The sequence below is a fragment of the Cryobacterium sp. Y57 genome (genome assembly GCF_002929505.1).
Lineage (GTDB): Bacteria > Actinomycetota > Actinomycetes > Actinomycetales > Microbacteriaceae > Cryobacterium.
Genome location: NZ_PJJL01000053.1, coordinates 24,562 through 51,090, shown reverse-complemented (window position 1 = coordinate 51,090; position 26,529 = coordinate 24,562). Strand labels below are relative to the sequence as shown.

The window sequence follows — 26,529 nt, the reverse complement described above, 5'->3', positions numbered from 1 at the left end:
GCTGCCCGGTCTGCATCCCGGGGGATGCGTGATGCCTCGGTCCAGCTTGCTTGCGGCTTGCGGCTTGCGGCTTGCGGCTTGCGGCTTGCGGCGATCATTGAGCCCGCGCACTGTATAAAAGGGGATGTGGTGTGGTGCCGCTGCCTGTAGTTTTCTTGACTATTTGGCATCCCACACCTCGCTGGCCAACGGCGCGTCGTTCAGTTCATCGCGACGGACCTGCCAGTCGGGCATGTGACGGTCCATGAGTTCGACGAAGTGTTCATTGTGGGTGCGCTCGATGAAGTGGGTCAGTTCGTGAACCACGATGTACTCGAGGCAGCGCGGGTTCTTCTTCGCGAGCTCGGGGTTGAGCCAGATGGCACGGGAACTGGCTTGGCAGGTACCCCACTTAGTCTTCATACGGCGCACAACGAACTTTTGTACTTCCTCGCCGACGAGGGGTTGCCATTTTTCTAGCAGCGGCGGAACGGCAGCCTTGAGCTGCTCTCGGTACCAGCGGTCGAGCAACGCCCTGCGCTGGTCCTCTCTGTGGTCAGCAGGGGTGGTCACCCACAGCGTCGTGCCGGCAACGCTAATCTTTGATCTCCCGTGGCGGGATGAGTCGAGGCGGAGACGCTGACTCCACACGTAATGCGTCTCGCCGGAGAGCATCTGGCGCTCAGTCTGACGGTCAGAATCCCGAAGCTGCTCGCGCTGCCGCTTGATCCAAGCGAGACGCTCAACAACAGCGCGCCGGATCGCGTCCTCGTCGAGACGATGCGGAGCGGCAACGCGAACCCGACCAACCGGTGGGTATACGGAGATGTGCAGGTTTTTGATGTCCTTAAAGACGATGTCGATGTCGAGTCCGGCGACACTGAGGTAGGCGTTAGTGGTACTCATCGCGGATTCTCACCAGTTCAAACAGCTCTTCGAAGCGGTCGAAGCTGTTAGGCAGCACCCGGTGTAGCTCCCGGGCCAGAGCTCGTTCCTTCATACGATTGCCAACCCAGCCGTGCTCCTTTTGGCGCATCACGGTGTAATCGACGACGACCGCGAGATTGGTATCAGCGAAGTTGAAGTCCACCAGCGCACGCTGCGCACCATTGTTGGCCCATTCGGGATAAACCGTGTCGGACTCCTTATTGCCGACCTTGGTCGCGAGATCGAGCAGCTGCTGCAAGTAGGCCTTGTAATCCAAGGCATCCTGCCGGCGCTCCTCAATTAGAGCGTCGAGCAACTCGGACATCTTGTCGTAGTAGCGGGGATTCATGGCGCGTTCATCAACGATGGTCTTGCGGACGTTGTTGACTATCGTTTCCGCCGCAGCTTTCGGGTTCTTTCGAAGGTTTGCCGGCAGAGAAGCAAGGGCGTCCACGCCACGTTCGACGATCAGGTGGACTAAGCCCTTCTCGAAGGTGGCGACGACGTCAGACGGGTCTGCCTGGATGTAGTTGTCCAGTAGCGCCCGCATGCCAGCCTCAAACTGCTTCATGTCAATGTTTTCGCCGGCACCGAGCTCAACCTCGTCGCGGACAGCCACAAAATGAGTAACTTCGTCCTTGATCGCAGCAGCCTCACGGTACGTATAGCCGGCGGCGTCCAGGTCGTTGGCCAGCCCTGTGTAGGCACGCACCAGTCCAGCGACGGCCTTGTACAGTGCGACGCGTTTGGCCTCGTTGCTCTTGATCGCACCGGCGTCGCCCGGCACTGATGCAACGAAATAGTGCTGATATTCCAGCGTGCCTTTTGGCGGTGAAACAGGCTCGACCAACGCGCGCATCTTCTCGAGTGCGTCGTCGAGATCCCGGCGACCCTGCTCGACGCGGTCCTTAAGCAGACCCTCGACGTCCTTCTCCTCGTAGCCGTCCAGGGCGCCGGAGGTGTAGTCGGTTATGGCCGACTCCATGGAGTCGAACAGGTCTCGGTAGTCGATGATGTAGCCGTAAGTCTTGTCATCACCGTCGAGACGGTTGACACGGCAGATGGCCTGGAACAGACCGTGGTCGCGCATCTTCTTGTCGATGTACAGGTAGGTCGCACTCGGCGCATCGAAGCCGGTCAGAAGCTTGTCGACGACGATGAGCAGGCGCATCTGACCTGGTTCCTCGATGAAGCGACGCTTGACCTCCTTCTCGAACTCTTCGATGCGACTCACAGCCTCGTCGGCAGGCACCCCAAAGAAGCTGGCCAGCATCTGCCGGTAGATGTCGTACTGGCGCAGGGTCTCCGTCGCCCCTTCACCCGAGTCCTCCTTCGAGATGTCGCTGGGGTTCGGCACGTAGCTCGTGACGATGGCAACTTTGTCTTTATAGCCAGCGTTGACGAACATCTCGTAGAACTTGCAGGCCTGGTAGATGCTCTCGCTCACGAGCATGGCGTTCCCGCGGCCAGTCACGAGACGTGGTTCAGTTTCCATGTCCAGCAGGATGTCCTGGACTATCCGCTTGGCTCGGGGCTCCGCGGACACGATCTTCTGCATCGTGCCCCATTTCTTCTTCAGCCGAGCCTTACTGAGGTCGGTAAGGCCCTTCGTCTTAGCCTCAAACCACTTGTCAACCTTTTCCGGGCTGGTCAGATCTTGCTCGATGCTGCGAGCCTCGTAGCGCAGATCGAGCACGACACCGTCCCCAACAGCCTCGTTGAACTTTTAGGTGTGGATGAACGAGCCGAACGTCTCGATGCTGGTCGCCGCGTCCGCCTTGAGCAGCGGCGTGCCCGTGAAACCAATGAACACCGCACCGGGGAGTAGCTCTTTCATGGCGCGGTGCATCTTGCCCGATTGCGTGCGGTGCGCCTCGTCGACGAAGACGAACAGGTTGCCCTTGGGAGCGAACCCTGCCAGGACGCGCGAGCGCAGTTGAGCGATGAAGTCCTCACTATCCCGATCGACATCCTTATCGTCGTCACTCCCGCGGAATTTATGGACGAGAGAACAGATGAGCCAGGGGTCATGCTTGTTGATCTGGGTCAATAGGTCTGTACCGGAGGTTGTGCGGTAAATGCTTTCATTGACCCCGCCAAAAACCTTTTCGATCTGCTCATCCAGCTCGGTGCGGTCGGTGATTATGAGTACGCGAGACCCGGGCTGTTTCTCGCGGATCCACTTGGCCAACCACACCATTACCAAGCTCTTGCCCGAGCCCTGGGTGTGCCAGATGATGCCGCCCTCGCGCTTGGCGATGCGGGCTTGAGCAGCCTTCACTCCGAAGAACTGATTGTGCCGCGCAGTCTTCTTTTTGCCTGCGTCGAACACCATGAAGTCATGGATGAGCTCAAGGAAGCGCTCCTTCGAGCACATTTGAAAGATCGCCCTGTCCAGCGGCTCGGCCAAATCAGCGCCGACGTTGCTCTCTTCCGGCTCCTTCCACTCCAGCCAATACTTCTCCACCGTTTCAATCACCCCGTAGCGCAAACCCTCGACGTCGTTGCCCGCGAACACGAACTGGACCGTCGAGAAGAACGTCCGGATGAAGTGGGCACTTTGGTTGCCAATATTTGCTCGCTCCATCGACGTTCGAGAGCCATTGGCCAGTGTGTACGTGTGCGATCCCGGCGCCGAGGGGAACGCTTCCAACGCTGCACCAAACTCCTTTTCGAGATGTCCTGGCGCGGGCTCCCACACCGTGCGCGCGCAGGGTCGGCGAAGCGTTTTACCTGGCACCGACGCGGTGCAACGTCAGCCACTGACGCGCGTCCATCAGGTGTACCCAATTGAGCAGGTCAGGAATCCCTCAGGATCTCTGCGAGCTGGGCGTCATCATCGTTGCCGCCGAGGAGCAGGGGAATGAAACGGGCGAGGGTGGTGAAGCCGCTGGCCTGGTCTGGGTACACGCCGAGCGACACCAGGTGTGTGCTCCCGTTCGAGGTCGTCAGCTCCACACAGGGGTAGTGCTCTTCCGGCGCGATTCCCTCGCGCACCGCGTCCGCGAAGGTGTTGCTGTCGAGCTGTTCCTCGATCAAGACGACCTGGTCGAGGTTGATCCAGACATCGTCGGCACCGATGATCGGCCGGGAGCGGTCGTGTCCGTAGGTGGTGACGGCAAGTTTGAGAAAACGCATGAGGATCCTTTCCTGACGGGTAGGCCTTGACGCTAACGCGCGGAAACCGGCGGCCGCCGGCCGTCCAAGCGATCTGTGGATAACGTCGCGCTGTACGGGGAGTGTGAGGGGGACGTTCCCCCTCACCGGGGTGAAACCGCCGTTAGGCGGCGGCCTCGCCCGGTGTTAGTGTCTGGTGTTGTTGAGGGCGGCGAGGGCTATTTCCAGTGCACGGTCTTAGCTGATTCCCGCGGGTCGAACGTAGCCGGGCACGAATCGTTGCGACTTGGGCAGTCGGAGCGTCCCGGAGTATCCTTCCGGAGCGTCCTGCAGGGGCCCATAGCTGGGGTGCAGGAGTAGCCACTGGCTGAAGGGCTGGTCGTCGTTGAGGACGGCGGCACGAAACTTGGCGGTGGGGTTTAGGCACCGGGCCCAGAAGCGGTCGGCTTGGCCTCGGGCCGTGAGGCGTTCACCTACCGGGCGGGGCGTCACACCGGGGGTCGGCAGGCGCTTCATAGTCGCCGCGTGCACATAGGGACGTAGGCGGGAATCGTCGCGAGTGGGAAAGTCATTGAGTGCTGCTTGGGTGGCACGTTTAGCTCGTCGTGCGGTGCGATGCGCGGTGGTATCGCCTGCGTGGATTCGGGACCACTCGCTGGCTTCCATGACGCAGCAAATGAGGTTCCAGTCGTAGCTGTAGAACCGGATGAGGGCGTCTCTGTCGCGCTGAGTTCTGGGGCTGCCAGTGTTCGCATATCGGGCAAAGAACGCGTTGGCCGTTTTACGGTCGGCTGCTATGTCATCGCTGGTGCGTTCGGGACGGGTGGTGACGGGGAACTGGTGCATGATTCTCTCCGCTCAACTGATTTTTTTGCCTGGCTGGCAAGAGAATCGATAGAGAGCGGGAGTGCTGAAGTGCACGGCTGGTCGGGGGAAATAAGGGAGCTTGCGACCGCGCCCGAGCAGGTGGGCACGTAGGCACGGGAGCGAACTACGATGACCGGCCAGACAGACGAAAAAAGATAAATGACGTCCGCGCAGCGATCCGAGGACCCGCAGGGTCTCCCCCGGGGTTGCGTTTGGTGTTAGGCGGCGTCTCCGCAGTACGACCACCGATTCACAGGGTTGAGTACGCCGAGGTTTATGAGCTCCCGCGCCGAGTGGTAATCACCACGCTGGTCGCGCGTCGTGGCGCGCACCTGGTCGTTTCCTAGCCGGAAGCGCTACCCGGCTCCCCCGAATCTCGTCCCTGGGCCGGGCGGTTAGTCGCCGATTTTGGCGATGAGGTCGGGCCGGAAGCCGGCCCAGTGGTTGTGGTCGTCGATGACGACGATGGGAGCGCTGCTGTAGCCGAGTTCGTCTTGCACGTAGGTGAGGGCGGCGGGTGTTTCGGTGAGGTCGACGACGGTGTAGCTGATGCCCTGTTGGTCGAGGGCGAGTTTGGTCATCCGGCAGGGCTGGCAGTTCGGTTTCGTGTAAACGATGATGCCGACTGTTTCGTTCATCGCGGGGCTCCTTTCACTCACACTGTCGGGGTGGTGCTGTTCGGTAGCGGAGGTTCGCTGTGCCCGGGAGGGAGCGACCTTAAGTGCGGGACCGAGTGGTGGGGCCAGTGGGTGAGGAAATAAGCGACCGGAGGGAACGCCGAGCCCAGTTGTCCCACCGGTCGGCACATCGTGCGCACGTTGGTCAGCGCCAGCCCGGGCTAGCATGCTCCTCGAACGAACGGGCGGCATCCGTGACGTGGGTGGGGCTGCGCCGTTAGCCAACGGTCATCGGATCGTCGGATCGTCGGATCGTCGGATCGTCGGATCGTCGGTGAACGCGACATCGAGGTGCAGGTGATTGCAAGTGTCGTCGAACTGGGTGAAGTGCACCAGCGCCAAGTTGATGCCGGCCACCCGCCGGCAGTCTGCCTGCCCGATCCGCGCCCCCGTCGGCATGACCGGGTCGAGCAGTCCGATCAGTCGGAGGGACTGGCCGTCAGCGCCGGTGAGGTTGCGGCTGCCGAGGGAGTAGAAGTCGACGGCTCCGCCTCCGCCGTTGATCCAGTGCGAGGACGCGGTGCCGGCGCCGAGGAGCTGCCCGGTGCATTTGCGGTTGATGTCGCTGACACCGACGTGATGAAACTGGTTGACGGCCAGGACCATCACCTGCAGGATGCGGGTGTCGATCCCGCAGTCCGGGACGGTCTGGCCGCTGGCGATCCACCGGATCTCTTTCAGATGGTCCGGGACGAGGCCGCGCAGCTGCCCGTTGTCGGCGGCGGTGACGAGCTGCTGCGCCAGCCCGACCGCATCCTCGCCCACGACACCACACGCGCCGCCAGCACTTGCGGTCAGTGCGGTGACGACGTCGGTCGCCGGTGCGAAGAACGGTGCGTAGTGTTTCGGGTCGGCATTGATCTGCACAGCGGATGCTGCCGCCGACGGCGTCATTGTCTCCCACCCCGATAGCGCCACTAGTCGTTGGAAGAACAGCCGTGCCGCGGTGGCGGGGTCCATTCGCTCCGCGAGGGATCCCCAGGTGGCGCGTTGTTGGAACAGGCCGCGGCTGTCGGGGCCTGCGGTGTCGCCGTGGTCGAGGTTGGTCAGGCTGGACTCCCCCATCGCCGTCATCACGCCGAGGCTTTGCGCCTGGGCGGTGAGGCCGAGCTGGGCGCCGGCGTTGATGATGTCGGCGGCGTTGGCGAGCTGGTCGCCGCTATACCCGGCGACCGGGTCGTGCCCGGCGGCATCCGCCCGGCTGACCGCGGCCACGCCGCAGCTCGTACCGGTGCCGGAGGAGAGGGCGACGGTGCCGCCGACGGTCAGGAGCAGGCCGGTGAGGCTGGCGGCGAGCAGTTTGACCAAACCCATGATGTTAGAAGATGGTGCCGACGGACAGGCCCTCGTCGGTGTTGGTCAGCTGACGCTCCCACTCGGAGCGGATGTGCTCCACGTGCGCTTCCGGGTGCGACCCGAACTTGAAGATGTAATGCCCATCCGCCAGTGTTTCGATGGTGCGCGCCGTCTCCGGAGCGAACCCGAACGTCTGCTGGCACCAGTGGGCGTCTTCGGGGCGGGACTGCCGGTAGACAATCACGGTTTGGGCTTCCTGGATGATCGCCATGCCGGGTGAGTCCTTGGGAATGTCGGTGCCTTTGTGCATGACGAACACGTTCGAGATGCCCAGGCCGCGGGAGAGTTTTTGGTTGGCTTTGATCAGCTGCGCCGACGGCCCGCCGATCATGTGCCAGCCCTCCTCATAGACGACGGTGGTCGCGGAGTCGCGTTCGCTGCGCAGCCGGCCCAGCATCCACATGTTCCCGATCGCCATGACCACCGGCACCGCCGGGCCGTCATCGGGCAGCTGCGAAATATCAAACGACGTCAGCTTGCCACTGAGGTCGACTCTGGAGGATGTTTCGCCGTCGAGTAGGCCGGCGTATTCGTCGAGTAGCCCGTTCAATGTCCACTTCACGGACAGGCCGGCCTTGTGCAGGTCGTCGCGGGCGGTGACCGACAGGGTGCGGTAGTCATCATCGTCGACGACGAGGCCGAGGTTCGGCAGCACGTCGGCGAGCACCGGTGCCCGCCCGTGGGCCTGGCCGACGGTACGGCGCAGCGCCGCACGGAGGGCTTCCTCCTCCCATTCGCTGAGGGGCTGATCGCCGCGGGCGATGCGGGTGACGATGTTCAGCAGCCGAGTTTGCCCTTTGACGCCGGTGCCGCGGGCGATCATCGGATCGAGCAGGTTTAGGGTGGTGCCGGTGCCGTCGGTGGTGAACCGGATTGGTTCAAAGCCATAATGCCGCACCACGTTGGAGTACTCGCCCTCCCCATTCTGATCCTTCTTGTCAAACACCGCCCCACGCCGCCCCTGCAGCAGAAGCGGGCGGACAACGTAATTGCACTTTGTGTGCGAGCTCTTCCCGGCGCCGACGTCGCCCATCACGATCACGTTCGGGCTCGACACCTCGCGAGGCTCGGAGTTGTAGGCGGTGACGGGGTCGTGGGAGATCGTCGTCCGCGACAACACGTCCCGCCCGTTGACGACACCGCGGGTGCCGGTCGGCGGGCCGATCAGAGCGGTGTTCAGAATCTCGGCCTGCCGCGTCGTCGTCGGCGCACCGGTCAGCGCAGGCGCGTAGAAGCCGCGGCGAGCCGCCGCAGCTTGCGTGCGTAGCGGCGTGCCCGGCAGCGCCCACGGCACAATCTCGACTGAACCAGCCCGACCTCCGCCTGTGTCGCGGTCGCTGGCCTCGTCGGCAGGCCCCTCGACGGGCGGCGCGAAGCGGCGCAGCACCGGGAGTGTCCACAGTCTCGAGCGTGTGCTCTGGGGGTCGGGTGTGGTCATGTGAGGGCTTCCTTGTCGGATTTGCCGGCCAGGCGGCTGTAAACGCGGGCGGAAAACGACGGCGCCGAAGCGACCAGGCCGCGGCCAATCGGCCACGTCGTGCCCGATGCCGCGGCCTGATACGAATCGAGCCAGTCCAAGCTTTCAATGCCGAGGCCAGTGGAGCAGGTCTCCTCGAGCTGCCGCGACGCCCGCGCCAGCTCTTCCCGGGAGCGGACGGAGATGGTCACGAAGCCGATCCAAAGAGCACCGTGGTGCTGCGACCCGGACACGAGATCTTGCCGGCGACGACGGGCGGCCGTCATGTGCACGTCGGTATCATCCGTGTCGAGCTGCCCGGCCTCCCTGCGGGAGAGCGCTTCGGCGGTGTCACGGACCAGATCTTGCCGAGCGGCGACTTTCGCCTCCGACGCCGGCACCAGGTGAAGGTGAAAGCTGACCGACCGGATGAACTGGATGTCCTTCCCGATCAGCAGATCCAACACCCACAGCTGCGTGCCGGCAGCAGTCGCGAGCGCTTCGGCACGAATCGCGGCGGTGCGATGCCACCACCGCACCGGCAGCCCGGTGAGCGGGTCAATGCTGTCGACGATGTGCGCGGAGAACTCTTCCTCCGCGGGTTCGCCGACCCGGTTCGGGTGCACGTCAGCGACGAAGTCGATCGGACGCGACGGATTCTGCTGATGACGCACCACCGCCGCCACCTGCCGCGCCGTCAACACCTCCACCCGGCCGATTCTCGACTCCGTCAAACCACGCTTGGTCGAGGCGATCTCTTGCCGCATCAACGCCCGCCATCCGTCTCGGCCGTCACCATACTTGGCAGCGGCGTCAAAAAATGACGGTGTGAGGGGCCAGTTCACGGTGACGAAGTGGCGTTGAACCATCGCGTCGTTCCCGGTCAGGCGCAACACCTCCTCGTAGGAGGCGACCGCGTCAACCGGCGCCGCAGGGTCGAGATTATTGAGCACCCAGAATTCCTGCAACGCGGTATCGGCCGGTAACACCCGCGTGGTGATCTGCACGTCTTGGACGAGGGCGGAGGGGACAGCGCGGGCGGCGAGGAACGCGCCCCAGCCGTGGGCGGCGCGCGCCATGACGCTGGCCGATTCGATCCCACGCAGCTGACCGCTGACAGTGAACGTCACTGACAGGTAACTTTGCTCACCGACCGGGGCATGCCAGACAATGCCGGGCTCTCCCCTGCCGTATTGCAGCCAACCGAGCCCGTCCGACCCGTCCGGGTTCGCCCGCATCGCCACCACCGCCCGGCCCGCCTCCGCGGCAGTCTCCCGGGCTACCGCGCCCTTAGCGGCGTGTGCGTCGGCGAGGGCTTGCTGGACCTGGTCCCACGCGCCGACCTCGTAAGGCACAAACTGGGTCGTGCCGGCCCGGGTGCGTTTCTTCCAGCGAGATCGTTTGCGCCGGCGATCGACGATCGATCCGCGGTGTGTTTTCGCTGTGACGAGGAACGTCACCCCGCAACTGACTGCTGCCGCTGCGAGGGCTGGCCAACCGATCAGCGGGGTGAACACCATCCCGAACACGAGCGAGCAGGCCAGGAAAATGATCCGGGCGCGAGAGTGCGTGCCGCCGAAGAAGGAGCGGTGCCCGCTCTCCCCGCCCAAATAGCGAATAACCGTGCGGTTACGCAGGTCCGTCATCATGTGTGATCTCCTCCCAGGGTCGGGGTGTCATCCATCGACTCCGTCGCCTGCTCTCCCGCGGTCTGGACCATGTCCATGCCTTTCCCGACGGCCTCGATGCTCTTGTGCGCGGCGGCGATCCCCGCCGCCGCGATCAGCTCGCCTTAACCAGCTCGATACCGCGGACGTGATTATATTCCTCGCCGGCACGGGTTGCCGGCTGGGAGAAGTCTTGGCCATCCGTTGGTCCGCACTCGATCTGGATGCCGGCACTGTAGCAATCAACGCCAACGTGATCCGTGCACGTGGTCAAGGTGTTCGCCTGCAGGACCACACGAAGACGAAGGCCGGCGTGCGTACGATTGCGATCCCAAAGTCACTCGTCGACCTGCTCCGCGACCGGCAAGCAAAGTTCAAGATTCGGAACGACCACGATCTAGTCTTTCCGACCATGCGTGGCAATATTCGAGATCCTCGCAATACTTCGCGCGACTGGCGAATGGCTCGCGACCGGATCGGTTACCCGACGGTCACGACCCACAGCTTCCGCAAGACAGTAGCAACCGCTCTGGACCAGTCAGGATTGAGCGCTAGAGAAATTGCGGAATACCTCGGACATGCGAACCCATCCCTGACCCAGGACGTTTACATGGCAAAGAACACGGGTGGTATCCGTGCTGCCGAAACGATGAACTCGCTGCTGTCGACAATGTGAATCTGCGGGGTTTCCGCGGGGTCGAAAAAGTGAGCATCCGAGACATCTGCGCGTACTATTACTCACCTCTCGATGGACCCCTGGCGGGACGAGAAAAGGAGTGAAAAGAAGGCCCTGGAAACGATGAAATATCGAGTACACCCGATTTCAATCTGCGGGGTTTATGCGGGGTTGGCCCGAAATCGGTGAAAAAATACCCCGGACTTCCGCAGAAATCCGGGGTTTTTGTAGCGGGAGCGGGAATTGAACCCGCGACACCACGATTATGAGCCGTGTGCTCTAACCAACTGAGCTACCCCGCCGCGACTTGTCGGCTGTTCGCTTCCAAGCCTGAGCCCCCTGTGGGAATCGGACCCACTACCTCTTCCTTACCAAGGAAGTGCTCTACCAATGAGCTAAGGGGGCAGAGCAACCAAAGAACAGTTGCAATGCCGCGTTTTTGGCAACCTAGAAACTTTATCACCCCGACAGGGCGCTCTAGACCATTACTCACGCTACAGGCATACAGCGCCAATGCCGTAGCATTTTAGGATGACTGGCACCGAACTGACCCTTGGCACCGAATGGTGGCGCACCGCCGTCATCTATCAGATCTACCCCCGATCGTTCGCCGACGCGAACGGTGATGGCATGGGAGACCTCGCCGGCATCAGCGCGCGACTGCCGCAGCTCAAAGACCTGGGCATTGATGCCATTTGGCTGTCTCCTTTCTATACCTCGCCACAACGCGACGCCGGTTACGATGTCTCCGACTACTGCGACGTCGACCCATTGTTCGGCACCCTCGACGACTTCGAAGTGCTGCAGCGCACCGCCCACGACCTCGGAATCCGTGTCATCGTCGACATCGTGCCCAATCACTCCTCGAGTGACCACGGCTGGTTCCAAGCGGCCCTCGCGACCGGCCCGGGCAGCGAGGAACGCGGCCGCTACACCTTCCGCGACGGCAAGGGCGAGAACGGCGAACTGCCGCCGAACAACTGGGAGTCCGTCTTCGGCGGCCGCGCCTGGACCCGCACGACCGATCCGGACGGCGCCCCCGGCCAGTGGTACCTGCACCTGTTCGACAGCAGTCAGCCCGACTTCGACTGGGACAGTGAGTGGGTGCGCGAGCAGTTCCGTGCGGTGCTGCGCTTCTGGCTCGATCGCGGCGTCGACGGCTTTCGGGTGGATGTAGCGCACGGCATGATCAAGGCTCCCGGCCTCCCCGATTACACGCCTCCCGCCGAGGGCGGCAGCATGGGCGGGGCACCGGCATCCGCTCTCGAACCGGGGATCAGCGCCGAGACGCCGCTGACGGCCCCCTACTGGGCGCAGGACGGCGTGCACGAGATTTATCGTGACTGGCACCAGGTGCTCGCCGCTTACCCCGGCGACCGTGTTCTCGCGGCCGAAGCCTGGGTTGATCCGCTGAGCCAGATGGCCAAGTGGGTGCGCCCAGACGAGATGCACCAGGCCTTCAACTTCGCCTACCTGGAGACCCCGTGGAACGCGCCGCAGCTGAAGAGCGTCATCGACGAGTCGCTTGAAGCTTTCGGCAACGTCGGGGCGCCGAGCACCTGGGTACTCTCCAACCACGACGTCGTACGCCACGCCTCCCGGCTCGCCCTCACCGGCGATAACCTGCAGGGTCATGGCATCGGCCCCAAGACGGTTGGACTGCCCGACACTGTTCTGGGGCTGCGACGCGCGCGGGCGGCATCGGCTTTGATGCTGTCGTTGCCCGGCTCGAGCTACCTGTACCAGGGCGAGGAACTCGGCTTGCCCGAGGCCGTCGATCTGCCCGACCATGCCCGCGAAGACCCCACCTGGTTTCGCACCAACGGCGAACGCTACGGGCGAGACGGATGCCGCGTGCCGATTCCGTGGGAAGCCGCCGGCGAGTCGTTCGGCTTCAGCACCGGGGAGAAGAGTTGGCTGCCGCAGCCGGCCGAATGGGCCGGGCTCGCTCGCGACCAGCAAGACGGCGTGGCCGGATCAACCCTCGAGCTGTACAAGCTCGCGTTGCGACTGCGCCGGGAGCACTCCCTCGCCGCCGGCACGGTCGAGTGGATCGACGGCTTCGGCCCCGAGGTTGCGGCGTACCGCAACGGCGGCGTGACCGTCGTGGCGAATACGGGGTCGGCATCCGTTCAGCTGCCCGCTGGCGAGGTTCTGCTGGCGAGCGAAGAGCTCGTCGGCCGCACCCTGCCGGGCGATACGACTGCCTGGTTGCGCACCGTTCAACCATGACCACGTTCGACGATGCACCCGTCGGCGGCGCGGCCGACTCAGGTAGCGTCGTCTCGCCCGACTCCGGTAGCGTCTCGCCCAGTACCCCTGCGAGCATCGCCGCCATGCGAGAGTTGAAACTCGAACTGACCCGGTTCATGATGTCGTACAAGTTCGCGACCGACGAAATACTGACCAAAATCAATATTTTGAAGGAGGAATTCAGTGCGATTCATGACTACAGTCCGATCGAGCACGTCAGCTCCCGTCTCAAGTCACCGGAGGGTGTTCTCAAGAAGGCCATCCGCAAGGGGCACCCGCTCGAGCTGACCGGGATCCGCGACAATATCCAGGACATCGCCGGAATCCGCATCACCTGCAGCTTCATCTCCGATACCTATCGCGTTCGCGACATGCTCGCCGGACAGCGCGACGTGACGGTGCTCCAAGTCAAGGACTATATCCGGGAACCGAAGGCCAACGGATACCAGAGCCTGCACCTCATCGTCGCGATCCCGGTATTCATGTCCGACCGTGTGCAGCCAGTCACCGTCGAAATTCAGATCCGCACGATCGCGATGGATTTTTGGGCGAGCCTGGAACACAAGATCTACTACAAGTACAACGGCGCCGTGCCAGACACCCTGGTAGAAGACTTGCGGCAGGCAGCGGATGCCGCCAACCGGCTCGATGTGAAGATGGAACTGCTGCACGACCAGGTCGTAGCGCTCGAACCCGTTACCGATGACGCCGATCTGTTCAGCTTCGACAGCCTGCCACCGTTTCCGCTGCCGAAGGGCCTGCTCGAGTCCTTCATGCGCGGGCGTCGCGAGTCGAGCTAAACCGGCTGCGGCGGCGCCTCGAGCTGCCCGCCCACCGCGCATAACTCCTGCAATTTGCGGGCATTCCGAAAAACTCCCGCGACTTTCCGCGCCTTCCCTGTTCGGACGCACGAAATTGCAGGAGTTGTGCGCGCGCCGAGGGGTAGCACGGACCCGAGGTGGGCTAGTTGGTGTTGGCGTAGAGCCAGGCGAGCGGGTCGACCTTGGTGCCGGTGATTCCGCCCTCGCGAATTTCAAAGTGCAGGTGCGGGCCGGTCGACATCCCGGTGCTGCCGGTCTTGCCGATAACTTGGCCAACCTTGACCACGTCACCCTCGGCGAAAAGCATCGATCCGTGGATCATGTGCGCGTAGACGCTGGTGACGAGCTCGCCATTGATCATGTGGTCGATCATCATATGCACGCCGAGGCTGGCTTCACCGTCTTCGGCGTAGCTGACCACGCCGTCGGCGATGGCCTGGATCGGTGCGCCGACGCCCGGGTTAAAGTCCTGGCCGCCGTGGTTCACTGAACAGCCGGCGCAATTGCGGTAGCCGATCTGGTCGCCGATATGAACACCAACGGCGAACGGCCATTGAATGGTTCCGTTCGGATTATTGGTGAAGGTGTCTTCCATGCGAATACCGCTGGCTGCAGCAACCTCGGCGATGGTGCTCGACTTGTAGCCATCACGCACGACGGTAACGGTGTCACCGCCGGCCAGATCCATGCTCTGCATATCGTCAGTTGCCGGAACACGCTGCGATTCAAGAACGGATGCCTGCACGTCTTGCGAGGACAGTAACGCTTCGGCCGGAATCGAGGTGGCGACGGCCATCAGGGCCACGAACGACATGGCGAGAATCGAAGCGCCTTTGGCCGCTCGCTTGCGCATGGTGCTGCCGAGCGGTCGCGCACGCGGGGTGCGGCGGGGCAGCGCCCCGGCCGGAACGAAATCGCGCGCGGGGGCAAACGTCTCCCCCGGCTTCTGCTCGATGCGATGGCGACGTGGCCGTTCACCGGCAGCGGGAATGACCGTCGGGATCGATTGGGTCACGCCGGGAGCCAACAACTTCTCATAGTCGGTGGGCTCGGCGTCGGCGGCCGGGCGAGCCGCGACAATGCGGTCAGTCTCGATGAACACAACCGGTTCCAGGTCCGGCTCGGCTAGATCGGTGGCGATTATCAGATCGGCCGCGGGGCTGAGCCGCACGAGGTCATCGGTCGTTTCCGTGAACGGTGCTGTAACCGGTGATGCGAGTTGTGAGAACGCTACCCGCTCGCGCTCGCGTCGTTCCCGACGGGTAAGCGCTGCCGGTTCGGCCGGGGAAAATACGGTGCCGTCACTGCCACCGGACACGGAGGTGTCCAAGGGATGAGTGTGACGTGACAAAGTTCAGCTTTCGGCGTAGCGGACGGGATCTTGTGCTCGTTCTGAATAACGCCAAATGATGAAAGATCAATATAACGATTCAGCTAAGGGTAACGCGCAACCCTGAGAATACCAGAGGAAAGCGAGCAATCACACCCAAAAGGGGGTAGTGGGCATTGTTTCAGCGGGGTCCCTCGTCCGACGGGAAGCTTTCGAAGAGCGCGGCGAGTACCGGTGAGAACTGATCGTAAAGGGCCGGAGCTGCGGCGATGATCAGGTCGCGGCCCTCAGCATCCGCCTGCACAGCGCCGACCCGAGCGCCCGCTTCCCGCGCGATCAAGGCACCGGCGGCGTGGTCCCAGGGGTTCAGCCCGCGTTCGAAAAAAAGGTCGAGACGCCCGCAGGCAACCGAGCAGAGGTCGAGTGCGGCCGACCCGATACGACGGATGTCCCGTACCTGGCCGATGAGACCAGCCACGACTTTCGCCTGCCACACCCGCCGGTCCGCCTCGTAGCTGAAGCCGGTGCCGGCCAGGGCGAGCGAGAGCAAAACGTCGTGATTCACGTGCAGGCGTTGGTCGCCCAGCCAGGCGCCCGAACCCTTCGACGCGGTGAACACCTCGTGGAGGGCGGGGTTGACAACGGCGCCGGCGAGAGTGTTCCAGCTGGCCGGGTCGGGATCGCCCTGCACAACGGCGATGCTCACGGCGTAGAACGGAATGCCGTAGAGGTAGTTGACCGTGCCGTCGATGGGGTCGACCACCCAGGTGAGCCCGCTGGTGTGCGCGGATGCTTCGGATTCTTCGCCGTAAAACCCGTCGTTCGGTCGGGCGTCTGCGAGCAGGTCGCGAATGAGCAACTCGACCTCGCGGTCGGCCGCGGTCACAATGTCTTCGGGTGAGGACTTCGAAGCTGCAATCTCGACCCCCTCGGTGCGACGCCGATGGGCGAGCGCGCCTGCGGTGAGGGCGACGGTGCGTGCAAGGTCGAGTAGCTCGGTCGGGGCGGGATGCGTCATCCCCACACGCTACAGGCAGGGCCTTAACCAGAACAGGCAGGCCCGAGGGCCTGCCTGTTCTGGTGATGCTCGTGGCGAGTGCGAGGTTCGAACTCACGAAGGCTACGCCGTCTGATTTACAGTCAGATCCCTTTGGCCGCTTGGGTAACTCGCCAGGCGCTCCCGACCAGGTGTAATCACTTGACCGGAGACGCGGGTTAACAATACAAGACGAAACGCCTCACCGAGAAATCAACGGGCGTCGAAATCATGATGAGGCGTTTCCGGTACCCGGCGGTCGGCACTCCCCGGTTGGCCGGCAGGGTGTGCATCTTGGTCGACGTGTCGCCGCCGATGACGGTGAGCACACGATGGCCGCGGTATCCGCCGCCTGCCCATTGCCGATGTTCGAGACCGCAAAAAGCGTTCGCGTGCGGTGTCTCACCGCGCACTTTTTGCCCTCTCGCGGGTCGGATACCATGGGGGAATGGCAGATTCAACGTTCGACATCGTCAGCAAGGTCGACCCGATGGAGGTCGACAACGCCCTCAACCAGGCGCACAAAGAAGTCGCGCAGCGCTACGACTTCAAGAACGTAGGAGCTTCGATCGCGATGAGCGGTGACAAGGTGCTCATGAAGGCGAACACCGAGGAGCGCGTCAAGGCGATCCTTGAAGTGTTCGAGGCCAAGCTGATCAAGCGCGGCATCTCACTGCGCAGCCTCGACGCTGGCGAGCCGTTCGCCTCCGGCAAGGAATATCGCATTGAGACGAGCATGAAGGCCGGCATCGACCAGGAGAACGCGAAGAAGATCGGCAAGATCATTCGCGACGAGGGTCCGAAGGGCGTCAAGAGCCAAATTCAGGGTGACGAACTGCGGGTCAGCTCGAAGAGTCGCGATGATTTGCAGGCCGTGATGGCGCTGCTCAAGGGTAAAGACCTCGACGTGGCCCTGCAGTTCACCAACTTTCGCTAGCGGACCTTTTTGGCAGGGGACTCGCTCGTCCTCTGTCTGCCAGGCCCACCTTATGAACCGGGGCCCAGTTTATAAACTGGGCCCGCGGACGGGGCCCGGGCCCCGTCCGCAGAGGCGCGCACTCGGACTGCTACTCGGCGCGGGACACCGCCACCATTTCGTCGCGGTCCACAACCTTGATACGGGTGCGGCCCACAGCCTCACCGAGCCCGAGTTCGTGCTGGTCGAGGTTATGCCAACCGTCCAGACCGGTGTATTTCACGCCGCGCGCATCGAGCAAGTCCACGATGCTTTTTTCCGACGGCGACTCGGGGCGCCACCAGTTCCCGAGGTCATTGATCAGGTGACGAATCGTTTCCATCGCGTCGCTCTTGGTGTGGCCGATCAGACCGACCGGCCCGCGCTTGATCCAGCCGGTCGCGTAGACGCCGTACATCTGCTGGTTGAACAGCCCGCCGGTACCGGCCGACGGGTCACGGCGGAGCACCTGGCCCTCGCGGTTAGGAATGATGCCGCGCTTCTTGTCAAACGGCACGCCCGGCAATTCCGACCCAAAGTAGCCGACGGCTCGGTAGACGGCCTGCACCGGGATCTCGCGAATTTCGCCGGTGCCGACGACGCCGCCGGCGCCATCCGTTATGGTGCGTTCCCAGCGGAACGCACCGACCCGGCCTGCGCCGTCGTCGACCAACTCGACCGGCTTGGCGAAGAAGTGCATGTGCAGCCGGCGGCTGGCGGTGCCGGTCTCGCGGGCGCGCCACTGGTTCAGCGTCTTATCGATCACGAAGACCTGCTTGTTGCTCGCGACGGCGGACTGAGCGGCCTCGTCGTAGTCGAAGTCCTCGTCATAGACGATCATGTCCACATCATTCAGCTCGCCCACCTCCCGCAGTTCCAGCGGCGTGAATTTAACGGATGTCGGCCCACGCCGCCCAAACACGTGCACGTCGGTCACCGGTGACCCTTTCAACCCCTCGTACACGTTTTGGGGGATCTCCGTCGGAAGCAGGTCGTCGGCGTGCTTGCTGAGCATGCGCGACACGTCGAGGGCCACGTTGCCGTTGCCGATCACGGCGATCTCTCGTGCGTCAAGCGGCCAGGTGCGCGGTACGTCGGGATGGCCGTCAAACCAGCTCACGAAGTCGGCGGCGCCGTAGGAACCGATCAAGGACGCGCCTGGAATATTGAGGTCGGCATCCTGCACGGCGCCGGTCGCGAAGATGACCGCGTTGTAGTGCTTCTTGAGGTCGTCGAGGGTGACCTCCACTCCGAACCGCACGTTGCCGAACACACGAATATCACCACTGTCGAGCACGCCCCGCAGAGCGGTGATGATGCCCTTGATGCGGGGGTGGTCGGGGGCGACGCCGTAACGCACGAGGCCATACGGCGCCGGCAGGTGGTCGAACAAATCGATCGAGACCTCAAAGTTGCGCTCGGCTTTGAGCAGAATATCCGCGGCATAGATGCCCGCCGGTCCTGCGCCGATGATGGCCAGTCTCAATTTGGTCACTGAAGATTCCTTACTGCGCGGGCCGGCCGGGCCCAAGCCCTCGCCCGCTCTCGACTGGATCTAGCTAGAGCGCTCGACGATGGACTCGGCGAATCGGGTGAGGGCTTTCTTGACCGAGCCGTTCGGCAGCGGAGCGAGGGCGGCGACGGCGTCGCGGGCCCAGCCGTGTGCCTCGGCCAGGGTTTCGGCCGTGACGGCGTGCTCGCGCAGCGCGGTGATTGCCGCGTCTGCGTCCGCGCCCTGTTCAGCACCGGCCGTCATCACGTCACGTTCCAGCCGCTCCAGCAGATCAGCGGATGCCCCATCGCTCGCGGCACGTTCGCGCAATCGAAGCACCGGAAGCGTGACCACACCGGCCCGCAAGTCCGTTCCCGGCACTTTGCCCGTCTCCTGCGGCTGCGGTGATAAATCGAGCACATCGTCGATGAGTTGAAAGGCAACGCCGATCTTCTCCCCGAAGTCCACGACCGGCTGCTCGTACTCGGCCGGCGCGTTGGAGAACACTACACCGCCCTGGGCAGCCGCGGCGATGAGCGAACCGGTCTTTCCTGCGAGCACCTGAATATAGTGCGCGACCGGGTCTTCACCGACGCGTGGGCCCACCGTCTCTTGAAACTGACCGAGCACGAGGCGCTCGAACGTGGTCGCCTGCAGTTTGATGGCGCGTTCACCGAGCCGGGCCATCAGCTGGCTGGCACGGGCGAACAGTAGATCACCCGTGAGAATGGCAATGGAGTTGCCCCATACGGTCTGCGCGCTCGGCACGCCCCGACGCTTGTCCGCGTCGTCCATGACGTCGTCGTGATAGAGCGAGGCCAGATGGGTCAGTTCGATGGCTGTGGCTGCGGTGACAACGTCGGGCACAACGCCCTCGCCCAGGTGCGCGGTGAGCAGCGCGAGCATGGGACGCACGCGTTTTCCACCGGCATTGAGCAGGTAACGGCTGGTAACGGTGGCGATTTCGTTGGCGTAAACGAGCTCATCGATGAGCGCCGCTTCGACTTTTTCGATGCCGGCGTCGATATTAGCCGCTAAGCCGCGGTCGGCGGAAGTCGAGAAAATACGTTCGCCGAGGCCCGCCTGGCTGGTCACCGACGCGGTGCGTCGAATCACGGGGACTCTGGATTTCACGTAAGTCAGCCTATCGAGTTGGTCAGGGCTTGGTTCCGCGGTGCAGGGCCACGATGCCGAGGGTGAGGTTGCGGTAGGCGACGGCGGAGTATCCGGCTGAGCGCAGCCATCCGCTGAGCACCCGCTGGGTCGGCCAGGCCGCGATGGACTCGCCGAGGTAGTCGTAGGCTTCGGCGTTGGAGGACGCGAGGCGCACGACGCGCGGCATGACGTGGTTGAGATAGGCAAAGTAGCTCTGGCGAATCAGCGTCAATGGTGGAGTCGAGAACTCGCAGATGACGACGCGTCCGCCGGGCTTGGTCACGCGGTAAAACTCGGCCAGAGCTTTCTTCGGCTCGACCACGTTGCGCAGTCCAAACGAGATGGTGACAGCGTCGAACTCGTTGTCCTGGAAGGGAAGGGCGGTCGCGTCAGCCTGCACGAAGTCGATGTGCTCATTGTGGGCGTGGCGAGCCCGACCAACCTCGATCATCCCGGCCGAGAAGTCGGCGGCGACGACCTGGGCTCCGTTGTGGGCGAGAGCCGCGCTCGAGGTGCCCGTGCCGGCCGCGATGTCGAGAATTCGTTCGCCCGGTTGCGGGTTGACTGCCTTGGTGGTCGCGATGCGCCAGAGCGACGCGTTGCCGACCGACAGCAGCGTGTTTGTGCGGTCATAGTGGGCGGCGACCTCGTCGAACATGGCAGCCACCTGCGCGGGCCGTTTGTTCAGGTCTGCTCTATTCACCCCATCATTCTAGGTTGCATAGGCCCGCCGAAACTGCACGGTTGCCGGGGCACACGCACGCGGGCGTAGGCTACAGAAGTGAATGTGCGGGCCTTGACGGTCGAAACCTCCCCGATGGCCGATATCCGCCAACTGATCCTGCTCCTCGATCGCCGGACGCCCCTACTCTGGATGCGTCGCAACCAGGGTCTGGCCGGCATCGGCTGCGCGCTGCGACTGGAGTTTTCCGGCCCGACCCGCATGACGGATGCCGCGGCCGCCTGGAAACAAGTCGTCGCCTTGGCCACCGTGACAGATCCGCTCGCCCGCGCCGGCAGCGGGCTGCTCGCCTTCGGTGCTTTCGCCTTCGATGAGACGTCGGCCGAGACCAGCGTGCTCATCGTTCCCGAGATCATCGTCGGCCGCGAAGACGGCCACTGCTGGGTCACGCGCATCTGGGAGACCGGGCAGAGCGCGCCCGAGAACCCGCTGACGCTGCATCCGCTCGGCGACGAGTACCGCATCGCCCTGCTGCCCGGCACGCTGCCCCCCGAAGATTTTCGCATAGCCGTCAGCGCGGGCGTGTCGCAAATTCACAGTCAACGGATCAATAAGGTCGTGCTTGCTCGCGACCTGGTCGGGCGGGTGCCGGCCGAGTCCGACCTGCGCCGCGCCATCACCAAACTTGCGCTCGGTTACCCGGACTGCTGGACCTACGCCGTCGACGGCCTCATCGGGTCGAGCCCCGAAACTCTTATTCGCGCCGACCACGGTTCGGTCAACGCCCGCGTGTTGGCCGGCACGATCTCCCGGGGAGCGGATGCTGAGGAAGACCGCGAGGCCGCCCTCGCCCTGGCGACCTCCTCGAAAGACGGTGACGAGCACGAATTTGCCGTACAGAGCGTGCTCAAGTCACTTCGTCCGCACACCTCAGCGCTCGCCACGAGCGAGATTCCGTTCACGGTGAAACTCCCCAATCTCTGGCACCTCGCGACCGATCTGGAAGGCACATTGAGCGACGGGTCGACGTCTCTCGATTTGATCGCGGCGTTGCACCCCACTGCTGCGGTCGCCGGAACCCCGACCGACGCTGCTCTGGCCCTGATTCGCGAGCTTGAACCGTTCGACCGTGGCCGCTACGCCGGACCGGTCGGCTGGGTGGGCGCCGACGGCGACGGCGAGTGGGCGATTGCGCTGCGCTGCGCGCAGGTAATACCCGCCGGCGGCATCACCGCGTACGCCGGCTGCGGCATCGTGCTGGACTCCGACCCCGACCGCGAGCTCGCCGAGACCAAAATGAAGTTCCGTCCCATCGTCGAAGCCTTCGGTTGATTCGAACCGCTACCGAACTAGGGGAACCTCGAGGATGCTGGGGCGGGTCGGGGCGCCGGTGAGGGCACGCTCCAAGTCGGATCTCGTGGCAGCGATCTCATAGTCCCAGCCGTAGGCGGCGGCAAGGGCTTTCAGATCCACGCTGCGCGGCGTGTAAAGCACCCGCTCCATCGCGGTGGCCGAAGCCGTCGCGGCGACCTCCAGGCCGTCGAAGATGCTACCACCACCGTCAACGCCGACGATGACCTGCAGCCGGGGCTCTGGTTCGCCCGGGGCGAGCAGCAGCGAACCGACATCGTGAAGAAAAGTGAGGTCGCCCATCAAGACCCGGGTCACGCCGACCGAACGCGGCTCGGGCTCGACCTGGCTGGCCAGCGCCACCCCGAGCGCGGTGGCAATAGTGCCGTCGATGCCGGCCAGCCCGCGGTTGGACAGCACGGTGATCTTCTTGCCGGGGACGCGCTTATCGGCCTCGCGGATCAGCCGGGACGCGCCGAGCACGAGCCGGTCGTGCGGCCACGATGCACGCCAGACCGCGTCGACGAGCAGCGTCCGCGTCAGCGGCGCTCGCAAAACTGCCAATTCAGCGCGGGTTATGCCGCGTTTATCGATCGGTACCCGGCCTTCATCAGCCGCGGCCTCTGCAAGAGCCCTGCTGGTCATGACCCAGCGGCCAAGCCACTCCCGTGCCGCGGGCGTCCGGGCCACCAGCACACACTCAGCGTCAGCGCCGATCGAACGGGTAAAAGCGCGTGCAGCATGGGCCGGGTTGTACCATTCGAGTCCGGTCGTTGCGACAACGATGGTTTCGACACCGTCACGGGCGATGAGCGCCGGAATCTCTCGGCTGAGGGTGGGATGACCGAACACGACCACCCGTTCCACCCGGCCGCCGAGATCGGCGGCAGCGAGCAGTTCCCGGTAGTGCACGATCAAGTTCGGGCCGAACCGGGCACCGCTCGATACCTCGGCCAGCAACGGCCACCCACCGGCGTGGGCCAGCTCTTCGGCCTCAGGTCCGGCACCATCGCCGGCCACAACGACCGTGCGCGGTCCCGGTGCGAGGAGCATGGCCGGCCCATCACTTGATGTAGTCGGCGCTACGAGGATAGAGCGTGCCATCAGGGAAGGGCGGGCCGGCCGCGTCGCCGACAGCGGCTCACGAAAGGCCAGGTTGAGTTGTGCCGGGCCGGGGGCCGCGGTCGAAACACCCGTCGCAGCATCCATTGCCTGCCGTGCTAGCGCCACGGCAACGCCCTCCTCATCGGGCTCACCGACCGGTGCCGGAACGTCGAGGCACAGCCGGGTGGCAACCCCGAACAGGCCTGACTGTACGGTGGTCTGGTTCGAGCGGATACCGCGCAACTCGGCCGGGCGGTCGGCCGTCAGTAAAATCATGGGCACCCCGGCATGGTGCGCCTCGAGCACGGCCGGGTGCAGGTTGGCGACCGCCGTGCCCGATGTCACCACGACGAGGGCCGGCAGGCCGGTCTCGAGGGCGAGTCCCACGCTGAGAAAGCCGGCGCTGCGTTCATCGGTGCGCACGTGCAAGCGGATGCTCCCGGCCTGTTCCAGCACCGCCGCGGCCAAGGCGAGCGCCTGCGAGCGCGCTCCGGGACAGAGCACCAGGTCACGAACCCCCAGCCGAACGAATTCGTCCAGGAGCGCAAAGCTGAAATCGGTCGCCGGGCTGCTCGTGAGGCTTTCAGGCATCCCGCCGGCCAGGCTGCTCGCCGTCACCCGGTTCGTTCTTCTTTTTCTTCTTCGTCGTTTCCCCGGGAGTTGGGTCGTCCTTATCGAGGTCCGCGAGGTCCTGCTCCATCCGGCGAATGCGTTCCTGCTGGTCTTTCTCGTTGAAGGGACGGTTTTGGCCGGTGTCGGATTTCGCGTTGCCGCCCTTGAGTCCGGCGCCGTCAGGACCATCGCTGTTCAGCCCGCGCAGAAAATCGAGGTCGTCATCGGGCGCCACCGAACGAAAGGACCGGGTTGCGGGAGTGGAGCGCCCGTGGCCGACGAGCAGCCACAGCAATGGGCCGATCAGCGGCACGAGAACGATGACGAAAATCCAGACCCAGCGCGGCAATCCGCGAATGCGTTTGCGGTCGAACATGGCACAGTCCACAAGGGTGTAGACGGTGAGGATGACGAGGGCCAGTCCTAGTCCGATCAAGAGCTTGGGCATATCTAGATTGTAGGCCGCTTGACCGTGAGAGACATGTGCGCCTACTCAGCCGCGGCATCCTAAACTTGATCTATGAAATTCCTGCCCCCCTGGTTGTACTACTCCATATTGCGCGTCTTGATGTTTGCCGTACCGCTGGCAATCCTCCTGTCCCTGGGGTTCTGGCCCTGGGCGTCCGCTGTGATTGCCGCGCTGGTCGGCCTGTGCTTGTCGTATCTTCTGCTGGGCAAGTCCCGCGCACGTGTTGCCCGCGACCTCTACCAGGCGCGGCACCCCGACAAGCAGACCGCCAACCCGGATTCTGAGATCGAGGACTCGCTGACGAGTGCCCAGGAACGCGTCAAGTCAGAAGGCGAAAGCAAGTCCCAGTAGCAGGCCGTAGGCCAGCGCCGCGAGGCTCGTCAGCTTGAGAGCGAGGATGAATTCTTTCGCGGACGTGGCCGTGATCGTGATGAGGCAGGCTGGCAGAGCCAGCAGCAGCACGAAGAACGTGAAGATTCCGAGCGGATAGACCAGGCTGAAAAGCCCCGCGATCACGAACGGCAGCAGCAGAAAAACGCAGAAGACGACCCGGGATGCCGTGCTTCCGATTCGCACCGCGAGAGTGCGCTTGCCGGCGGCCTTGTCCGGCACGATGTCGCGCAGGTTGTTGACCATGAGCACGGCACAGGCGATCAGCCCCATCGCCACACCACCGAGAACGCTCTCGGTGGTGAAGTCGCCGACCTGCACATAGGTCGTGCCCGCGGTGGCTACGAGACCGAAGAACACGAACACAAACACTTCACCAAGGCCCTGGTAGCCATAAGGCTTCTTGCCGCCGGTATAGAACCACGCTGCGGCGAGGGCCACAACGCCAACGAGCAGTAGCCACCAATACTGGGTCAGAATGACGAGCGTGATGCCAGCCACGGCAGCAAGGCCAAAGAAGATCAGGGCCACGCTCAGCACGGTGCGCGGATTGGCGACGCCGCCGCCGGTGAGCCGGGCCGGCCCAACCCGAAAGGCGTCGGTGCCTCGAATGCCGTCGGAATAGTCATTGGCATAGTTGACGCCGATCTGCAGGAGCAGCGCCACGGCGAGTGCGAGCAGCGCGCGCACCGGATGGTAGACGCCGGGTCCGCTCGCCACGATCGCGGCGCCGGTACCGAGCAGCACCGGAGCAACGGCGAGCGGCAGAGTGCGCAGGCGTGCGCCCGATACCCAGTCGGCGGCGGCGGCCGGTTTGACCGCGGCCGGTCCCTTGCGGGGTGGTCCGTTCTTGATGGCCGGATGGCCCGATTTGCCGCTGGTCTTTCTGGCGGGATCAAGACCAGCCAGCTTCGCTGCGGGGTTCAATCGTTGTTGTTTGGGCCTGACCGGCCGAGCTCCTTGTGCCACGCCCCCATGTTACTTGCCAGCGCAGTACTGGGCAGCGCAGTACTGGCCAGCGTGAGCCGGTCGGGCTTGCCCGAAGCCAGTAACGGAATCGCCGCCACCAACACGACGCGTGCAGGCCGGGCTGCACGCCCGAGCGCCGCCACGACGGATGCCGCCACGTCGGAAAAGTTCACAGGGTCGCCAGCGGTCACTACGACCGGAACTTGCCCCCACTCGTCGTCGTCGGCCCCGGTCACGACAGCCTGTTCGAAACCGGGGCAGGACCGCACGATGCCCTCGACGGCATCGAGTGACACCTTCTCGCCGCCCGAAATGATGACGTGATCGGCGCGACCCAGTACCGTGACCCGAGCCGTTATCGGGTCGATTTCGCCGAGGTCACCAGTGCGATACCAGCGCACACCGTGCTCCACCAGAAAGCGCTCACCGGTGCGCGTTTCATCGCCGAGGTAGCCCTCAGCGAGCACGGAGCCCGATAGTTCGAGCTGCCCGTCGACAACCCGCACGAGGGTATCACCGATTGGAACACCATTGTAGATACAGCCGCCAGCGGTCTCCGACGACCCGTAGGTGCGCACGACTCGCACGTTCAATTCAGCTGCCCGAGCAAGGAGATCAGGCCTGATCGCCTGCCCGCCGACCAGAATCGCGGTGAAGCGACGCAGCACAGCCAGCAGTGCCGGGTCATCCGCTGCGTCGAGCAGGCGGGCCAGCTGCACCGGAACCAGCGCGGTGAAGCGCAGCGGCTCGGTCATGGTCTCGGCTAGCCGAAGAAAGTCCTCTGGATCGAAGTGGCCCGGTGGAAGCACGAGCGGGTTGGTTTCGGCGGCGATCGAGCGCACAAGCACCTGCACCCCGGCGATGTAGTGCACGGGTAGAGCGAGCAGCCATTGTCCGGTCCCGCCGAGGGCGACAGCCGAGGCTGCGGCGCCGGCCAGCAGTGCATTGGTAGCGAGCATGACCCGTTTCGGCGTGCCGGTCGACCCGGAGGTTTCAATCACAACCGCGACCCGTATCGGCACGTCTTCAAGAACCATTTCACCACCCGTCGGCATCGGCATCAGTGCCGGTCCGTTGCCCGCGAGTGCATCCCTCAGCGCCGCGAGAAAGGCGGGCGGATGCTCCGGCACGAGAGCCTGCAGCGGCCTCACCACGGTGCTGCCGCATCGCTCGGGCGCCCGGACGAGAC

At 64.0% G+C, this 26,529-nt stretch carries 23 protein-coding genes, 3 tRNA genes and 1 pseudogene; 6 read left to right on the top strand and 21 right to left on the bottom strand.

Going from position 1 to position 26,529, the window contains the following annotated elements:
* Nucleotides 1-159: 159 nt before the first annotated feature.
* The 9 genes and pseudogenes from CXY72_RS03800 to CXY72_RS03765 form a co-directional block, all read right to left on the bottom strand.
* Nucleotides 160-747, bottom strand: a pseudogene (locus CXY72_RS03800) (M48 family metallopeptidase); the annotation flags it as partial.
* 124 nt (nt 748-871) lie between these two features.
* Nucleotides 872-2,602, bottom strand: coding sequence for a hypothetical protein (locus tag CXY72_RS03795; protein WP_233197635.1), 1,731 nt, complete (start codon nt 2,600-2,602; stop codon nt 872-874).
* A gap of 30 nt (nt 2,603-2,632) precedes the next feature.
* On the bottom strand, nt 2,633-3,646 hold the full coding sequence (locus tag CXY72_RS19960) for a DEAD/DEAH box helicase family protein (RefSeq protein WP_233197634.1): 1,014 nt from the start codon (nt 3,644-3,646) through the stop codon (nt 2,633-2,635).
* A gap of 59 nt (nt 3,647-3,705) precedes the next feature.
* The gene (locus tag CXY72_RS03790; RefSeq protein WP_104126367.1) at nt 3,706-4,044 is read right to left on the bottom strand and encodes a hypothetical protein; all 339 of its coding nucleotides are present in this window, start codon (nt 4,042-4,044) and stop codon (nt 3,706-3,708) included.
* Between the two features lie 216 nt (nt 4,045-4,260).
* Nucleotides 4,261-4,869, bottom strand: coding sequence for a hypothetical protein (locus tag CXY72_RS03785; RefSeq protein ID WP_104126366.1), 609 nt, complete (start codon nt 4,867-4,869; stop codon nt 4,261-4,263).
* Between the two features lie 416 nt (nt 4,870-5,285).
* The gene (locus CXY72_RS03780) at nt 5,286-5,528 is read right to left on the bottom strand and encodes a glutaredoxin family protein (protein ID WP_104126365.1); all 243 of its coding nucleotides are present in this window, start codon (nt 5,526-5,528) and stop codon (nt 5,286-5,288) included.
* Between the two features lie 267 nt (nt 5,529-5,795).
* A complete protein-coding gene (locus tag CXY72_RS03775; protein ID WP_233197633.1) occupies nt 5,796-6,881 on the bottom strand; it encodes a hypothetical protein in 1,086 nt (361 codons plus the stop codon).
* A gap of 4 nt (nt 6,882-6,885) precedes the next feature.
* Complete coding sequence (locus tag CXY72_RS03770) at nt 6,886-8,361, bottom strand: ATP/GTP-binding protein (protein ID WP_104126364.1); 1,476 nt, start codon at nt 8,359-8,361, stop codon at nt 6,886-6,888.
* The gene (locus CXY72_RS03765; protein WP_104126363.1) at nt 8,358-10,028 is read right to left on the bottom strand and encodes a hypothetical protein; all 1,671 of its coding nucleotides are present in this window, start codon (nt 10,026-10,028) and stop codon (nt 8,358-8,360) included. Before CXY72_RS03765 ends, CXY72_RS03770 begins: the two co-directional genes overlap by 4 nt.
* A 166-nt stretch (nt 10,029-10,194) precedes the next feature.
* Between CXY72_RS03765 and CXY72_RS03760 the strand changes: the two genes are divergently transcribed.
* Nucleotides 10,195-10,722: a site-specific integrase gene (locus CXY72_RS03760; protein WP_158252457.1), complete on the top strand. Its 528-nt coding sequence runs from the start codon at nt 10,195-10,197 to the stop codon at nt 10,720-10,722.
* A 228-nt stretch (nt 10,723-10,950) separates the two neighbouring features.
* On the opposite strand, the gene CXY72_RS03755 is transcribed toward CXY72_RS03760, so the two are convergent.
* Nucleotides 10,951-11,024: transfer RNA gene (locus CXY72_RS03755), tRNA-Met, on the bottom strand.
* Between the two features lie 31 nt (nt 11,025-11,055).
* A tRNA-Thr gene (locus tag CXY72_RS03750) sits at nt 11,056-11,127 on the bottom strand.
* A gap of 126 nt (nt 11,128-11,253) precedes the next feature.
* Here CXY72_RS03750 and CXY72_RS03745 point away from each other — a divergent pair.
* Nucleotides 11,254-12,954: an alpha-amylase family glycosyl hydrolase gene (locus tag CXY72_RS03745; protein ID WP_104126361.1), complete on the top strand. Its 1,701-nt coding sequence runs from the start codon at nt 11,254-11,256 to the stop codon at nt 12,952-12,954.
* Nucleotides 12,951-13,775 carry a GTP pyrophosphokinase family protein gene (locus CXY72_RS03740; RefSeq protein WP_199183948.1) on the top strand — a complete coding sequence of 275 codons (825 nt, stop codon included), beginning with the start codon at nt 12,951-12,953 and terminating at the stop codon, nt 13,773-13,775. The genes CXY72_RS03745 and CXY72_RS03740 overlap by 4 nt, the downstream gene beginning before the upstream one ends.
* A 163-nt stretch (nt 13,776-13,938) precedes the next feature.
* On the opposite strand, the gene CXY72_RS20395 is transcribed toward CXY72_RS03740, so the two are convergent.
* The 3 genes from CXY72_RS20395 to CXY72_RS03725 form a co-directional block, all read right to left on the bottom strand.
* Nucleotides 13,939-15,126 (bottom strand): M23 family metallopeptidase, encoded by a 1,188-nt coding sequence (locus CXY72_RS20395; RefSeq protein WP_104126360.1) that lies wholly within the window; start codon nt 15,124-15,126, stop codon nt 13,939-13,941.
* A 181-nt stretch (nt 15,127-15,307) separates the two neighbouring features.
* On the bottom strand, nt 15,308-16,144 hold the full coding sequence (locus CXY72_RS03730; protein ID WP_104126359.1) for an inositol monophosphatase family protein: 837 nt from the start codon (nt 16,142-16,144) through the stop codon (nt 15,308-15,310).
* A 72-nt stretch (nt 16,145-16,216) separates the two neighbouring features.
* A tRNA-Tyr gene (locus CXY72_RS03725) sits at nt 16,217-16,298 on the bottom strand.
* A 312-nt stretch (nt 16,299-16,610) separates the two neighbouring features.
* On the opposite strand from CXY72_RS03725, the gene CXY72_RS03720 reads away from it, so the two are divergent.
* Nucleotides 16,611-17,099, top strand: coding sequence for a YajQ family cyclic di-GMP-binding protein (locus tag CXY72_RS03720; RefSeq protein ID WP_104126358.1), 489 nt, complete (start codon nt 16,611-16,613; stop codon nt 17,097-17,099).
* Between the two features lie 130 nt (nt 17,100-17,229).
* On the opposite strand, the gene CXY72_RS03715 is transcribed toward CXY72_RS03720, so the two are convergent.
* The 3 genes from CXY72_RS03715 to ubiE are packed head-to-tail and all read right to left on the bottom strand — an operon-like array spanning nt 17,230 to nt 20,467.
* Nucleotides 17,230-18,612 carry an FAD-dependent oxidoreductase gene (locus CXY72_RS03715; RefSeq protein WP_104126357.1) on the bottom strand — a complete coding sequence of 461 codons (1,383 nt, stop codon included), beginning with the start codon at nt 18,610-18,612 and terminating at the stop codon, nt 17,230-17,232.
* A gap of 60 nt (nt 18,613-18,672) precedes the next feature.
* Nucleotides 18,673-19,743 carry a polyprenyl synthetase family protein gene (locus CXY72_RS03710; protein ID WP_104126356.1) on the bottom strand — a complete coding sequence of 357 codons (1,071 nt, stop codon included), beginning with the start codon at nt 19,741-19,743 and terminating at the stop codon, nt 18,673-18,675.
* A 22-nt stretch (nt 19,744-19,765) separates the two neighbouring features.
* Entirely contained in the window at nt 19,766-20,467 is a 702-nt protein-coding gene (ubiE, locus tag CXY72_RS03705; RefSeq protein WP_104126355.1) for a bifunctional demethylmenaquinone methyltransferase/2-methoxy-6-polyprenyl-1,4-benzoquinol methylase UbiE, read from the bottom strand.
* 114 nt (nt 20,468-20,581) lie between these two features.
* Between ubiE and CXY72_RS03700 the strand changes: the two genes are divergently transcribed.
* Nucleotides 20,582-21,778, top strand: coding sequence for an isochorismate synthase (locus CXY72_RS03700; RefSeq protein WP_104126380.1), 1,197 nt, complete (start codon nt 20,582-20,584; stop codon nt 21,776-21,778).
* Nucleotides 21,779-21,787: 9 nt separating this feature from the next.
* On the opposite strand, the gene menD is transcribed toward CXY72_RS03700, so the two are convergent.
* Together menD and CXY72_RS03690 are read right to left on the bottom strand one after the other, a co-directional pair.
* Nucleotides 21,788-23,491: a 2-succinyl-5-enolpyruvyl-6-hydroxy-3-cyclohexene-1-carboxylic-acid synthase gene (menD, locus tag CXY72_RS03695; protein WP_104126379.1), complete on the bottom strand. Its 1,704-nt coding sequence runs from the start codon at nt 23,489-23,491 to the stop codon at nt 21,788-21,790.
* Entirely contained in the window at nt 23,484-23,960 is a 477-nt protein-coding gene (locus CXY72_RS03690) for a PLD nuclease N-terminal domain-containing protein (protein ID WP_104126354.1), read from the bottom strand. Before CXY72_RS03690 ends, menD begins: the two co-directional genes overlap by 8 nt.
* A 72-nt stretch (nt 23,961-24,032) precedes the next feature.
* On the opposite strand from CXY72_RS03690, the gene CXY72_RS03685 reads away from it, so the two are divergent.
* Nucleotides 24,033-24,332 (top strand): DUF4229 domain-containing protein, encoded by a 300-nt coding sequence (locus CXY72_RS03685; RefSeq protein ID WP_104126353.1) that lies wholly within the window; start codon nt 24,033-24,035, stop codon nt 24,330-24,332.
* On the opposite strand, the gene CXY72_RS03680 is transcribed toward CXY72_RS03685, so the two are convergent.
* Together CXY72_RS03680 and CXY72_RS03675 are read right to left on the bottom strand one after the other, a co-directional pair.
* A complete protein-coding gene (locus CXY72_RS03680; protein WP_370446202.1) occupies nt 24,306-25,298 on the bottom strand; it encodes a 1,4-dihydroxy-2-naphthoate polyprenyltransferase in 993 nt (330 codons plus the stop codon). The genes CXY72_RS03685 and CXY72_RS03680 overlap by 27 nt on opposite strands.
* A complete protein-coding gene (locus CXY72_RS03675; RefSeq protein WP_370446201.1) occupies nt 25,295-26,494 on the bottom strand; it encodes an AMP-binding protein in 1,200 nt (399 codons plus the stop codon). The genes CXY72_RS03680 and CXY72_RS03675 overlap by 4 nt, the downstream gene beginning before the upstream one ends.
* Nucleotides 26,495-26,529 lie beyond the last annotated feature (35 nt).